Source organism: Psychrobacter sp. PSP, assembly GCF_024085615.1.
Classification (GTDB): Bacteria; Pseudomonadota; Gammaproteobacteria; order Pseudomonadales; family Moraxellaceae; genus Psychrobacter; species Psychrobacter pacificensis.
This window is the reverse complement of sequence record NZ_JABLTF010000021.1, coordinates 308,741-321,546: the sequence shown is the minus strand read 5'-3', so window position 1 is coordinate 321,546 and position 12,806 is coordinate 308,741. Positions and strand designations below refer to the sequence as shown.

Below are 12,806 nucleotides of genomic sequence, written 5' to 3'. Positions count from 1 at the left end.
TTTTAGGCGATTCGATGTTAAAAATAATAAGCTTAGTCACTCTAAGCGCTTATTTTTAACGATGAAGCGGCAAAAAAGAGTCCTGTCCCCTGCTTTTATCGTTGGGGCTGATGCTAAAATTGCCCCATACTGCGTTACAAATCTCGCTAAGGCATCTGCATTATCGTCGCTTTGTGCCTTGTCTGGAACAATTTTAGCGATCAGCAGTGCCTATTTGCGAATGTTCAACACGCCCTAAATTTCTTAGGTACTTTGCGCAATACCACATAATGCAAAAAAACCGATCAAATTAAATGATCGGTTTTTTGTTCGTGGTGGGATAGCAAGAACTAGGGACACGCCCTAAATACTTTGATAAGTTTTTTTAAAAACCAACTTCATTTTGCGTTAGTGCACGTACCTCAATCGGTACTGCATGAAACCAACCATTATCTGCGGTGCAATAAAACTGCCCGTCCCTAAAATCTACGATACACGCTGTAAAGTCGTTCCCTACTTGATCTTCCATAGCGTCTTCATCGCTCACATCACTCACGGCACACCATATTTCTTGATGGCCATTTTCAAGCATTAAGCGAGTTAATTGACTCCCCACCATTCCACTATCCATACCACTGACTCCTACAATGAAGATGATTATTTAGGCAAACAATCAGGTTACATCCGTGTTCATTCAACTATAAGCCTACGTCATCTTGAGTAAGCTCGACCTTTTTAACGGGTACAGCGTACTGCCATAGATGGCCTTTATCACAAACAAAGCCATCATCACCCAAAGACACGATAGACACTAATAATTCGTAATAACCATTATCGATGGCTGTCATAGCATGATCGTCACTGACATTGCTCACAGCACACCATACCTGATTATCATCCCGCTCTAATATTGCCTGAGTCAATCTACTACCCTGTAGTTCGATAAGCATGTCTAATCCCTCATTTTTAGTCTGTTATTTTTATACTTTACAGATAAATTCACTTTCTACAATATATTTTTTCGACTTGAAGGTTACAAATAGACATACTGAAAAGCAATTCTAGCTTGCCTTGAGTAGTGTTTTAGCTAATTACGACGATGATAAGCACGAGATATTTCATGGTGAAATCTATGCTACGTAACGTGATATAGGTCAAGGATATCAGAGTATTTTTTGTTAATATTGAACAGCTGGAAAAGCTTCAATACCAACAATAACCCCAACATCCTATATGGTAGCCAACCTTTTATAAGGTAAGAGAAAGTCAAAAAACACGCAAAATAAAGGGCTGACAATCTGCGACTGTCAGCCCTTTATCAATATTTGGTGGAGATGGCGGGAGTTGAACCCGATTACATCACATTCTATCACACGCTATCAAATACGTACTTAGCAATATCAATGACTTACCAAAAGTAAATGTGATTAAGTGTGATAGTGTTTGATGGTAGGCTGTCAAAAATCATGTCACGGCTTAATTGTCTGATGCTGCAAATCTTAAATTGCCAGCCACTCGTCTTGCCCATCCGCGGCCAAAGCTTAACCAACCACGAAGGCCTGTGTAAAACTCAATACGCTCGGCGTTAAATAAGAATACCACATCATTCTTGTCCTTGGCAGCAACCGCAGCTAATGTACGTGGGCCAATTAAACCGTCATCACTGGCACCAACTGCACGCTGTAAAAACTTAACCGCTTGTCGGTTACCGTGGTTATAAGCCGCATCTGTAAGCTGCCATGCAATTAGTCGGTCTAGTTGATCGCCCTTCACAGCTTTATAGTATGACTGCTCAGTGATCTGCTTTGCAAGTGATTTGGGTAGCTTGCGCATATCCCCCCAATATCCGTGTGCATTGGCAACGCGCTTAGTCACACCATACATGGTTTCGCCTCCTGGATCGTTCGGATGGTTGACGTAACCACCCTCATGGTCCATCAATCTATCAAAAATCATGTCGTAGATACTCATAGCTTTACCTTATTTTAGACATTAAAAAAGCCCCGTTAAGGGGCGTGGTGTTTATCGCATCTGTCATGGCAGATGAACGACCGATGTATCTTGTATAGTGTTGCGAGCCATGACACAAAGAATAGCGACCTTGCGAGCGTATAACCCCAATGACCACGGTATCCAATGGTATGTAGTCCACCATAATCCAACCATGCTGACACAGCCAAAAAACCAAAAACCAACCAACTGAATGATCCAAGGCATAAGATGGCAATATCAACAAATGGCGAATGTATGCAGCGTTTGCCAAAACTCATACGGCTGCAAAGAAATATTGAGCCAAGCACCACCGAGATGAAGGCAAATATAAAATCTAGATAAATAGCTTGCATTATTCATCATCCTTATCTAACGACACATCAATGCCTGTCTTTTGTTTGTAATAGCCATCTAAGGCTTTATCAATACGTCTTTGCTTGCTTAGCCACGCCATCGTACCAGCCACTATCGGGGCACTAAACAATGAGGCGAATAGCGCAAAGAATGTTAGTAGCTCAATACTGGTATTAAGTAGCGTTTTTACTAAAAGCGATATTGCTACGCCACTAAAAACGCCAATCACAAACTTTGCCAAAGCAGAATAATGATATCGGTCATCAATCTCTCTCATCTTTAGGAATGCAGATCCTGCACCACCACCTATCGCAAAAGCCCAAACACCTGACCATTCCAACAAGAAAGGCGCTGGCAGCATTAAAATAGGGGTGTTTTCTACCGCCCATGCGCTAATTGGGTACAAAACTACGATGGCAGCGCAAGCCCACCATAGCCGCCTAATTTTTATTTTAAGCATCTCTACCCCTCGAAATTTAGACAAAATAAAACCCTCAATTAAGAGGGTTGATGATACTTACTGTAACTTAAAACCTAACCAATCAAGTGCCGTAGTAGGCGAGCTGTATGCTTTGATTTTATGCAATCCTAAATCTAAGCTGCCCAACGACTGCCCTTGCATTGTGATTGTAGTCTGCACGCCATCAACCAAGACATATTGGCCAACAACCGCATTGGCATAGTAAGCAGTTAAACCAAGCTGCTGGCGGCTCGCGTTGAATACCCAATACTCTTGGTATTTTTTATCTGTAGCATCAGCATGAGTCGCCAATGTTTGGTTTTTAAAACCTTGCTTGAAACTACCTGCTGCTAATTGGCTGATGTACGTGTGATTGATATCAGACTTATTAAGCTGTGTGCTGTAGTCAAGTTGCTCACCTGTAGTTGTCCAGATGCAGCGCTGGCAGAAACGAGCAAATAACAACTCTGCTGTGTATTTGTGGCCGCCATCACCAAAGTGGATAATGTTACCCCCACTTTCCATAATGTTATTTAGCAGTGGCTTAGTGCTGTACTGCATGAAATCCTGACCCCACTTGTTAACGTCCACAAGCTCAAGCCCATATTTATCAGCTAGCGTTTTCTTGATACCGTTAGCGACTTCTTCCGTATCGCTACCGTCACCATCGCCAATGTACAATGGCATAGTCATTGGTTGTGTGGTCATTAGAAAAGGCTGATACCCATGCTCAAAACACCATTTGATAAGTCCTTCAATCTCTCGGTAAAAGTTCGTCGCGTAGAGCGCCGCACTCGCTGTGCGGTCGTTGATGCCGTGACTGATTCCGATCATCTTAGCGTCAGCATATGCCTCGCCCATGATTGCGTCGATATTAGCTAGTGCCCAAGTGCTATTACGGCCGCTGAATCCTGCGTTGTACGCTCGCATCTGCGTGTTACCAGTGATTTCACGTATCAAGCTTTGGAATATAGACGTATAGCTGCTAGGTGCAATGTAGTCTTGCCCAAGCGATGCTCCTGCATCGCGGTAAACAAATCCAGTCGTACCGTTGCCGTTGGTTGTAGAATCACCTAAGAAGCAGATAGGAAATTTTTGACCATCACGCCACGCTATCCACGCATCCAAGAAACTATATTTACGTGCTAAGGTTTTATTTAGATCAAGCTTGGTTTGTGGTGTGACATGCAATTTATCTAAGCTAAATTTGTAAGGCTGTGGAATAACAGAAGGAAGCACAGTACCCGCGTTAAGCTGAAAACGATAAGATACAGCACTGCTTAAATTAAAACGCAGCTGAGTACAGTCAGACGGTGTAATAAAAGCCTTATCTGCAGACGCGCTGATAAAACTACCATCTGCACGATAGAATAAAACGCGGCTCATTTCATTTGCGATGTATGCCTTGCTTGGTTTGCAAGGTATGTATGCTGTAACATCAACGCTTGCTGCTGGTGTCTCAGTTTTGCCATCCGTTAAACTGATAGTTAGACCTTTGCGCAAGGTGCTAGCATCGTGCATATTTAAAAAAGTAGCATCAGCAAAATGCTTCGCGCTGACTGCTGCAGTCTGTAATTTGTCACTACTGACGCTGTTATCCTGCAAAGCAGCTGTGGTCACAGCTTTATCAGCGATGATGACACGGTAAGCCTCATAAGAAGTTTTAACCGCACCAAGCTCAATTTGCGCAGTATTTAAGCTGCTATCACTAATATCGATACGTACAAAAGCAGCGCTGGTGGCACTGATAACATTTGCATTTGCACCATTGCTCAACTGTACAAAAGCTTTATTTGAGTCATAAAAGACAGCTTTGTTTATATTACTGAATGAGTAAGCGACGTTTGGTTTTACAGCGATATAACTTGATACATTACGGCCAGGCGTGTTAAATGTGCCGCCCGTATCATTTAACGCAAGTCCTGCAATTGATTTTGTTTTGTCAAACAGGTTTTTACCAACTACGCCGTCCAACTTTAACGCGATTTTATCTGATGTGTTTGTCGCTGCTGCTGCTATTGCGGCTGATTGCGCGACATTAGCTTTATTTTGTGCGTCAGTCGCTGCGGCTGCAATCGCTGCTTGCTTTGCTTGCTCAATCTGCTCAAGACCTTGTCGAGCTACGTTTAAGTTGAGCCACACCAGCTCGCCTTGGCGCATCTGATAATAGCCATTGTTGTCTAAAGTTTCGTCATTGAGCACAAGACCAAAATCATCATCAACAAGCGTGACTGGGGTATCACTACCTAGCGCGTTACCGGTATCAAGATCGGCTTTAGTTAAAAACAAGAAAGCATCAATCGTGCCTTGCTCTAAAATCAGTCGTACAGCACGCGGTGCAGATGGAAACTCACGGCCGTTACGAGCAGTGACGATCATGTCTTCAAGCGCAGCTTGCTCGATTGTGTTTACATCTACATTAGCATCAATCATGCCTTGTATAGTCAGTGCATCTGCCATATTTTTTAGCTCCAAAAAAAGCCCTCAAATGAGGGCGTATGTGTAAATGAATTTAGGCTATCAAGCCGTTTATATGGTCTTTATCGTTCGGGTAGTATCTGCTGTCATAAGCCATGGCATTTATAGAGGATTCAAAAAGACCTTGGCCTGATTTTTCATTGATTAAATACGCTTCAGCTTCAATATCGACAGCTTCAGTAATACTAAATGCTGAATGAGCCACGCCACTGGTGACCAGTGGCATCATTGGTATGCGCGCCACTTCAATTTGATAGTGACCAACTTGGCCAATAATATCAATCACATCAACGGTGCAGTTCTTAAGCTGCAGATGGATGACATAGCTCTTGTCTTCATCCAAATCAACTGGATAGTCCAAGGTCAGTATCGTATTCTCTTGGAGATCCACTTGCCCACTGCATAGGATTGGTACGGTCGAGTCAACGACTGCGATTCTATCCATGCGCGTCACCAAGTCGCCCTCTCCGTATGCAGTAAACTCAATCGCCTTGCGGTTATATTTAAGTTTATTCCATACCCTGTGCGCCAAAAAGTGCGCTTGTGCGTAATTGGTTACGCCTTGGCTATCTATAGTCTTATAGTTGGTACGCAGATTATCCGGCAGTCTAATGATTGCTTCGCTGTAATTGTCATCAGGATCACGCCATTTAAACTCAACACCATCGTGTTTATCTTGGATACCAAAAAACTCAGTCACAACCATACTCTCTGGCACAACATTGCGATGGTTGAACAAAGCTAAACTATTAGGCGTCTCACGCTCGAAATTAAAATAATGCAGACCGCCCTCTCTGCGTGCAGTACAAAACACAGCTTCAGCGACCGTAAAGATCATTTCTTGATAACTACTGTATTTATCATCAAACGTGTAGTTAAACTCAGTCGCTTTATCGGTACCAAAATAAGTAGCTATTTCATCACTTAAATCATAAAACGACTCGATATCAACTTCGGATTCATCCATTCGGCCGATATAAGGATCAAGGGCCATAGCAATCGATATATCAGCAAAATCACTGGTAGGCAAAAAACCACCAATAGTATCAAGCTTGCGGTGGACCACTGCGTTTAGCTCACTGGCGTTGGTACCAGAACCAATTGCCATACGTCGCAGCCGTGCCACAGTGTCGTATTCGTAGACTGAGCGCTTTGTCTCGTAGCAGCTATATGCACTTTCAAAAATCACATCGTCAATTAAGTTGTCATCTTTGCCTTTGTAGTCCCGATTATCGTTAGAGCGTTTGGTTCTAAATCTAAACTGGCCAGCACTTGGCAGATCTCTTCTAATCGTTAATCCAATCGGATTGCGATTATTTGCAATACCTTTCATGACATCGCCATGCTTGAATATTGGACCCGTTGGCACACCATCAACGACCATCTGATACTCAACTTCGATTGCTACCTGTTGTGATGTATTGCCCTGATAGATACCGTTTTGTGCCAAGTAGTTTAGAATAAACCCGGTACTTTCATTACTGCCTGCATAGTACCAACCGATAAAATTATCTTTAGAGCTTGCAAAGGTTACGGTCTTAGAGAGCATATCAACTATTTGAGATTGAGTTAAAGCGCCCAACCTGTTCCAGTCGCTATTCACAGCAGCAGGATTAACTAATGTAAGATTGGTATCAGTGACACTAGATACAGTGTATTCGCCGGATAAATCAACGTTGTTATCATTATCTGTCAATACACCCGATGTCACGCCAGTTGTGTTTGCTGTCAGCATATAAAAGCTTGGGTTAATATCTTTATAGCCGTCAGCAAGCGTCAGCTCATACACATATGCATCGTTACTACCAGACTTAGCAATACTATCGACAGCATACTCACCCGCTAGATTCAAGCTACCGCCATTTTCATCTCCAACTAACAGCGATGTGATTCGAATTTTTTTATAGTCATCAGGATTGGATATGTTTTGTTTTGCTGCAATAGTGAGCACGCCATCAGTGATATCAATATTTGTATTGCCAGATACGACGCTATCAGCAACGGTACCGTATATAGCATTGGCAATAATGATTTTCTCGCCAGACTGGAACTCACTCGTAAATTTAGCAACTTTAGGATTAAAAAAGCTATTAAAGCTACCATTATTATCCCATTCAAAATTAGCTACTGTTCCCTGCTCCTCTTGAACCTGTATTGTATTTGGCGAGGTGAAAACGACGCCTCTATATTCTAGATAACCACTGTTAGGTGAGCGTAGCGTTTGTTTTCCATCAATTGAAGATACTTGCTTAGTGACTAATGGCAGTTCATCAAACGCTGCGCCTATCTGTATTTGAGGCGATTCAGCTATCATTGATTGACCAGGCTCATAAATACTAATAGAAGCGCCCTCAATTGTATTGATCGGCGTTTCACCCTCTTTGATACTATTCTCATCAATAGCAAACCAACCGGTGCCAAAACACAGCAGGCACTCTTCGACTTGAATACCATCTTTGTAATAGCGGTAAAATGGCCCTATACCATCAGGTATGGATTTTCGCTTGCCATACATATCAGGCGCCCGCTCATTAACACGATGCTTGTTTTGACGCTGAGCAAGACTGTTATTCGGTGAGCCTGACGTGTCACCTGGCGTACTTAAATCAGGCATATTCATATAAGTATAAACAGCAGCACCAATTGATATGACCGCTGCTATCACACCAAGTGTAACTGGGTCACGCGCATGGCATACTACATAATAATCACCAGTCACATCTTTTAGTGCCCAAGCATCGGCCTTTGTCTTTGGTGTGATATCGCTCTGCACGCATATAGTATCTTTATATAAACGTGCGGCTGGATATTGCTCACGCACTCTCATCCATTCAGTCAGTAAGCAAGTAAAGTTATGCTCTGTGCATTCGCTAGCATCAAGCTGATTATGAAAAATCTTTAACGTCATAAAACCTTACCTTCTTATACTGGCGTTTAATACTACGCATGGTTTCAAAGCGTGGACCAATCTCAGATAAATGCAAAACACGGTTACAGTAGTACAATCCGACATGATGGCGATTATCTAACGTCATCATGAGTACAACCGTTGCATCACTAGGCTTGGTAACTAAAGTGCCCTGCTCCATGCTAGCTTTACAGGGACTGAGCTCAGCATTTAGAGAGCCGGTCAACCCCAAGAAGCAATGACTAAAATCATAATTAAATAGGTGTTTTCCGGCATCTATTAAAAAATGTACGCAGTGATAATGATCGCGATCAAACTTACGGTTAAATAAAGGATCAATGCTTTTCATGCCAGCAGCCCTTTTAAGTCGGTGTAATAATCAGGCGAATACGGCCTGCCTGTTTTAACTGTGTTCTTGTCTGGGGTCTTTGCATCGAAAGTCGTTGCTTGATGATCACGGCTCATCTGCTCAACAAATAAGCCTTTCTTGATATCAATAGGCTTATCTTTGGCAAAGGTCATTGATAACGTATCAAAAGCATAAGCACGATAAGTCACTTGCGGATACTCATCGCTGTCCGATGCCCTGATTTGCTTGATCAGTGGTGGCACAATTTCGCCAAGGTCACCTAGAGTAATATTAAGATTCTGATCAAGGTCATCAGAGGTAGTACCGTTGTTGATAAGCAAGGGCGCAAACTCAAAATACACAGTCTCACCAGTTTCAAGCGTAGCCTCAACACCATCCTCATGATTGGTTACGATGCGAATAGGTGTTGGCCATAAACTGTGAGTAACCTCCAATGTCTCAAGTGATGCGATGCTAGGCGAGCTATCAAGATGAAAGTCTTTGATATCATCAATTGTTATCACTTAATACCTCCCAGCGCATTTGGCATATCTTCATTGGTCAATTTTTCGAGCAGATTTAGATACTTCACTGGATCGTCAGATTCCCAGAGCTGAACGATAGTGTCATCAAACTCTTTATTAGTGTTATTTGGCTTTAGGCGCAAACCAAATGACACGCTATACACTCTGCCATCCCTTTCGTTGAGGCGTAATGAGCCAGCGACAAACTGACAGACATAAATGGTAATCTCAGCGTCATCGACAATCAAACGCCACAAGAAAGGACGTGGTTTACTTTGATGACTGTTCCAAAAAGCCCAAAAGTACTGCTGCTTTGCTTTATCATCAAGCATGACCGATGCAGTAACAGTGTGCACATTATTAACAAACTGTACGCGCTGACGGGCAAAACCACCCATTAGCGCTTGCTCTAATAGGTTGTTTGCTACTTCAGGCGCGTAGCCACGTTGTAATGGACATAGTGCAAAATTATTCATGAACGATTCACCCTTGCTGTGGTACCACGCCTTACGCTTTTACTTTCGATTGAGTTGGGACGGCCAATACGTCGGAATGATTTTTCAATCATCTTGTCTACCATATCAACCGTTACCCCACCATCTGGTTCGCGGCGTACACTGGCTTGCGCGCCTGGGCTTTCGTTGATGGTAATGCCACCGTAACTCGCCTTTTGACCATTCGCCATAAACTTAACGAGGTCCTTATTCTGCTTGGGAGACAGTACGCGCTCATCTTTTTGCAATAGATAAGTGGCTTCTTCTGGCACATTATCCAGACCGCCGTGGGCGATACCGGCAACGGATGGTACTGAAATGCTGCCAATGCCAGCCGCTTGAGCGACTTGAATAGCAGACGCCGCTGCCGCCATCGGCATTGCAATGTAAGGACCGATTAAAGGTATGGCAGATATAGCATTGAATGTATTAGAGTACGTCTCTTTAACATTCATCAATGCTTTTTGGGTGGCATAGGTTCGTTCCATAATAAAAGCGGCCTGATGCATTCTAGAGCTTTCACCAAAGAACATAGCGGCAATGCTTGTCATTGAACCAAATGCAGACTGCTGTATGGCTACGCGCGTCGCACCCATTTGCTCATCAAGCGATTGCTGTCTAAGTGCGTACTCTTGCTCCATAGACCACATATTATCAAGATGCTCTTGCTTGGCGACTTCTAACAACTCGAAGCGTTCAAGCTCAGGCAACGCATAGTTGCCACGTTCATCGACAGCATTGATTTCAGCTTGTCGGTTGGAGTACTGACTATTTACTGAGTTAAATGCTTCATCACGGTCTTGCGCCAATCTCCATACAGCATATTCATCATCACTCATGGTGCGCTGTGCCATGCTATCAAGGCCGGTACTAGCAGCAGATAAGCCGTTGGCTTTCATACTATTAGCAATCGACTGATACATTTTGTCTTGTTCACGAGCTTTTGCTTGTGATGCAAATTTGAAGTTGGCTAAATCTTCTTGATAAGCTGCGTTTTGAAGATCGACATAAAGCTGTCTGTTTGAGTCATCCTTAGCAAACTGCTGATCAATAACAGCCATCGCCTTTTTATGAGCATCATGAATACGTTGCTCTTCACTGAAATATTTCTCAGCTATAGAAAGCAATCCTGCATTTTTTTCTATTGCATAGCGCTCTTCTTCACGCGCTAAGTATTTAGTGCGTTCACTCGATCCTTCAGCGTAGAGCCGTTCGATTTCTATAACGTTATTAGTATGGTTGCTTTCTATCTTCTCTCTATCTGATGCATACTTCTGATTAATAGACAGCTTGGCTCTCTCAAGCTCTTCGAGCGCCCGTTTTTCTTCGGTCGCGGCTTTTTGCTGCTCTACTAATACCTTGCTATTTTGCTGTTTGATCCAAGCAATGTCAGCACCGCCCTTACCATTATCCTTTTGTCCATAGACCGAAACATGTAAATGGCCACCAGTGGCATTTTTTGATGGATTGGCATACTCATCAAGTATTTTTACTTGGTAACCATATTCTTTCGCAGCAGCTTTTATCTCAGCAACTGCCTTCTTAGCTTGCTTGGCATCATTTAACACAACATCAAAAGCTTGCCCAGTTGCGTGTTTGCTATTAGAGCCTTTATGATAGGTATCATTAATTGCGCTAAAATATTTTAGGTTACCGCCGAGTATTGATTGGGTTAACTCTGCAAACTCAGCTGTATAACCACGCGCTTTTCCACCCTCAATCGCTTCGTTTGATTTTAGCTTAAGGCCACTTAATGCTGTGTTACTGACATAAGCACTACCTAGCTCTTTTATTGCCTTAGCAGTCTTGCCAGCGGCTTTAGCTTGTTTCTCTAAAGCCTTTGCATTGTCGTCAGCGGTTTTAGTGCTAATAATATTACTTTCTTGGAGCATCGCTGCTTCACGGCGCAGGCGTTCAAGCTCGCTATTGCTGCCGCCCACATTGGTAGGTACACGAATAGTCCCAGTATTATTAATAGCATTGGCGGCACGCTCAGCTTCTGCTGCAAATCGTCTGTCGGTAGATGCACCAGCTGCTGCAAATGATGCACTGCCATTTTTTAATGCTTGTATTTTTTCAAATAAACCATCAGCGTTTAAGAACGCTGTACCTGTTTGTCCAAGCACATAGAATTGGTCCATTAAACCTTGAAAGCCGATGACAGCCATATTGACGACCGAACTAAACCCTATGATAATTTTAGCAACACCACTTACTACAACACCAACACCATTAACACTACTAGCAAAACCATCGCCTTGCTTAGCACCTTCCGCAAAATACCCAACAACAGAATTCAGAGCTGGAGTGGTATAAGTCACTAATTGGTTAGACATTCCTTGAAACTTGCGCTGAGTGTCTTCAACTTGGCTTTTTAATATTGCTGACTGCTCTATCGCTTCTTGTGTTCTGATCACACCAGCACTGTAAAGCGCTTGCTCATAATCAGCGATAGTGCTGCCACCATCTTCCCAAACTTCTGAAATATCGCCAAGACCACTAGCTAGTGACTCCATTGTGAAGCGAGTTATTTGTGCGCTAGCACCAACTTCCTCAAGCTTGTCCTTGACCATTTGAATAGCTTCAGAACCCTCAACATTTGATAAAGACACACCAAAAGCTTCAACTTCTTCAGCGCTCATCTTAGTATTATTTTGCAGCAACTCCAATGTATCCAATAATCCACCGGCGCCAGTGGCTGCGAACTCTCCGAGCTTTTCTTGCGCATCCGCCAATATGTCACTCAAACCTTCATTATCTATTCCATAGTCTGAGACAGCAGCAGCCAATACCTGAAATTGAGTAGTAGTAACATTAGCCCTATTCGCCAATACCTGAAGTTGTGAGTCCGTCTCAGCAACTTGGATTGCCATTGTCGTTAATCCGACTGCCATACCTACAGTTGCAGCAATAACAGCGGCGGCGCCAATCTTAGCAGCTCCAGCAATACCTAAATCAGTATCACCAAAAAGCTCTCTAATTTTGTCAAGCCTATCTGTCAGAGAGCCAATAGCATCGCCTATCGGCGTGCCACTTAGATCGTCTATCAATCCATCTTTGAATTTAGATACTGAGTCACCCATGGCTTTGGTTTTTTCAGCAGTCTGTCTTTCAGCTTGTGTTAGACCGTCGGTAAACTCACTTAGGCGAACCGCCAAATCAAGTGTTAGCGTGCCAAGTGAAGTGCTGGCCATAATGATACATCCTTATTTTGGACAATAAAAAACCCCAATCATTTCTGATTGAGGTTTTTTGAAAAATTAGTTTT

The 12,806-nt window shown here is 43.0% G+C and carries 11 protein-coding genes; all 11 read right to left on the bottom strand.

The features are described 5' to 3' along the window. Positions 1-364 precede the first annotated feature (364 nt). On the bottom strand, positions 365-610 hold the full coding sequence (locus tag HL061_RS13230) for a hypothetical protein (protein ID WP_093068926.1): 246 nt from the start codon (positions 608-610) through the stop codon (positions 365-367). A gap of 67 nt (positions 611-677) precedes the next feature. Beyond that, positions 678-929, bottom strand: coding sequence for a hypothetical protein (locus HL061_RS13225; protein WP_058024156.1), 252 nt, complete (start codon positions 927-929; stop codon positions 678-680). 526 nt (positions 930-1,455) lie between these two features. Next, positions 1,456-1,950: a glycosyl hydrolase 108 family protein gene (locus HL061_RS13220; protein ID WP_252962967.1), complete on the bottom strand. Its 495-nt coding sequence runs from the start codon at positions 1,948-1,950 to the stop codon at positions 1,456-1,458. A 4-nt stretch (positions 1,951-1,954) separates the two neighbouring features. After that, positions 1,955-2,242, bottom strand: coding sequence for a hypothetical protein (locus HL061_RS13215; protein ID WP_252962966.1), 288 nt, complete (start codon positions 2,240-2,242; stop codon positions 1,955-1,957). A gap of 81 nt (positions 2,243-2,323) precedes the next feature. Next, positions 2,324-2,809 carry a hypothetical protein gene (locus tag HL061_RS13210; protein WP_252962965.1) on the bottom strand — a complete coding sequence of 162 codons (486 nt, stop codon included), beginning with the start codon at positions 2,807-2,809 and terminating at the stop codon, positions 2,324-2,326. Between the two features lie 33 nt (positions 2,810-2,842). After that, a complete protein-coding gene (locus tag HL061_RS13205; RefSeq protein ID WP_252962964.1) occupies positions 2,843-5,245 on the bottom strand; it encodes an SGNH/GDSL hydrolase family protein in 2,403 nt (800 codons plus the stop codon). Positions 5,246-5,297: 52 nt separating this feature from the next. Further along, positions 5,298-8,171, bottom strand: a complete 2,874-nt coding sequence (locus tag HL061_RS13200; RefSeq protein ID WP_252962963.1) for a host specificity factor TipJ family phage tail protein — start codon at positions 8,169-8,171, stop codon at positions 5,298-5,300. Continuing rightward, positions 8,149-8,520: a hypothetical protein gene (locus HL061_RS13195; protein WP_252962962.1), complete on the bottom strand. Its 372-nt coding sequence runs from the start codon at positions 8,518-8,520 to the stop codon at positions 8,149-8,151. Before HL061_RS13195 ends, HL061_RS13200 begins: the two co-directional genes overlap by 23 nt. Further along, entirely contained in the window at positions 8,517-9,044 is a 528-nt protein-coding gene (locus HL061_RS13190) for a DUF1833 family protein (RefSeq protein ID WP_252962961.1), read from the bottom strand. The genes HL061_RS13195 and HL061_RS13190 overlap by 4 nt, the downstream gene beginning before the upstream one ends. Continuing rightward, positions 9,041-9,520, bottom strand: a complete 480-nt coding sequence (locus HL061_RS13185; RefSeq protein ID WP_252962960.1) for a hypothetical protein — start codon at positions 9,518-9,520, stop codon at positions 9,041-9,043. The genes HL061_RS13190 and HL061_RS13185 overlap by 4 nt, the downstream gene beginning before the upstream one ends. Then, positions 9,517-12,732, bottom strand: a complete 3,216-nt coding sequence (locus HL061_RS13180) for a hypothetical protein (protein ID WP_252962959.1) — start codon at positions 12,730-12,732, stop codon at positions 9,517-9,519. Before HL061_RS13180 ends, HL061_RS13185 begins: the two co-directional genes overlap by 4 nt. Between the last annotated feature and the right edge of the window lie 74 nt (positions 12,733-12,806).

What these genes read in the sequence shown, in the direction of transcription:
- HL061_RS13200 (WP_252962963.1), bottom strand. Translation starts at nt 8,171, where the DNA reads ATGACGTTAAAGATTTTTCATAATCAGCTTGATGCTAGCGAATGCACA.
- HL061_RS13230 (WP_093068926.1), bottom strand. Translation starts at nt 610, where the DNA reads ATGGATAGTGGAATGGTGGGGAGTCAATTAACTCGCTTAATGCTTGAA.
- HL061_RS13205 (WP_252962964.1), bottom strand. Translation starts at nt 5,245, where the DNA reads ATGGCAGATGCACTGACTATACAAGGCATGATTGATGCTAATGTAGAT.
- HL061_RS13195 (WP_252962962.1), bottom strand. Translation starts at nt 8,520, where the DNA reads ATGAAAAGCATTGATCCTTTATTTAACCGTAAGTTTGATCGCGATCAT.
- HL061_RS13220 (WP_252962967.1), bottom strand. Translation starts at nt 1,950, where the DNA reads ATGAGTATCTACGACATGATTTTTGATAGATTGATGGACCATGAGGGT.
- HL061_RS13180 (WP_252962959.1), bottom strand. Translation starts at nt 12,732, where the DNA reads ATGGCCAGCACTTCACTTGGCACGCTAACACTTGATTTGGCGGTTCGC.
- HL061_RS13225 (WP_058024156.1), bottom strand. Translation starts at nt 929, where the DNA reads ATGCTTATCGAACTACAGGGTAGTAGATTGACTCAGGCAATATTAGAG.
- HL061_RS13185 (WP_252962960.1), bottom strand. Translation starts at nt 9,520, where the DNA reads ATGAATAATTTTGCACTATGTCCATTACAACGTGGCTACGCGCCTGAA.